Consider the following 1,020-nt stretch of genomic DNA (forward strand, 5'->3'; position numbering starts at 1 on the left):
GGGCCGGGGGCCCGGCTGCGCGGGCCGGGGGCCCGGCTCCGAGGTCGCCCGCCGGTAGAGCGCGGCCACGTCGGCGCCGAACCGGCTGCTGTACGAGGTGAGATCGTCACCGCCCTCTTCGAAGCCGCCGATCACCCCGATCAGCGACCCGGTGCCGGTGGCCCGGTCGAGGTCGGTGAGCATCGGGCCGCCGCTCGTCCCGTTGGGGAACCCCGGGCAGGGGAAGCGCAGTTGGGTCGGGCCCTGGGCGTCCGCCGTGTGCCGGCAGCTGACCGGGGAGTCCCGGTCGACGGGGTAGCCGGTCAGCAGCGCCGGGCGCCCGGCCGGCGCGTCGAACCGGATCCGCTCGGCGCCGGTGATGTCCTCTATCCGGCCGTCGGCCCGCCCCGACCTGCGGACCCGCAGGAACGCCACATCGTGGTCGGGGTCCCGGTCGCTGATCCAGCGCGGATCGACATGGATCCGGGTGGGCACCCACAGGCCGTACGGCGCGATCCCGTCGTGCAGACCGGGCGCGAACACCAGCCGGGTGCGGAAGCCGCCGTCGTGCACACAGTGCGCCGCGGTGACGACGAGATCCCCCGCGGGGGCGTGCACCACGCTCGCCGTGCAGTGGTGCGTCGGGTCGCCGTCGTCACCGGGGGAGAAGAGCGCGCCGATCGGCGGCGAGGGGGCCGCAGGGGCCGCCATCAGCGGGCGGGACGCGGGAAGCGGGGCGGTCCGCCCGCCGCCCGGCCGCGCCGTCACGGGCGGTGCCGGCCGCTCCTTGTACGGCCCGGCGAGCACCGCGGCGGCCGCCTGGTCGCCGTCGGCCCGGGTCGCGAGATACGAGCCGGCGGCGGTGTCCCCGGCGGCCAGGAACGGATCGCGCGACGGGGACCCCAGCGCCAGCACGGTGCTGCCCACGACCACGGTCAGCGCGCCCAGCGCCAGCGTCACCCGCAGCGGAACGCCGGGCCGGCCGCGACCCGTACAGGTCGGCCCGCCGGGACCGCGGCAGCCGTCGGCGGCGCGCGCCCC

The 1,020-nt window shown here is 78.1% G+C and carries 1 protein-coding gene; it reads right to left on the reverse strand.

Going from position 1 to position 1,020, the window contains the following annotated elements:
• A partial coding sequence (locus DY245_RS32800; protein ID WP_128510815.1) for a trypsin-like serine peptidase occupies positions 1-1,020 on the reverse strand: 1,020 nt, incomplete at both ends.

Source organism: Streptomyces inhibens (assembly GCF_003389455.1).
Taxonomy (GTDB): Bacteria; Actinomycetota; Actinomycetes; order Streptomycetales; family Streptomycetaceae; genus Streptomyces; species Streptomyces inhibens.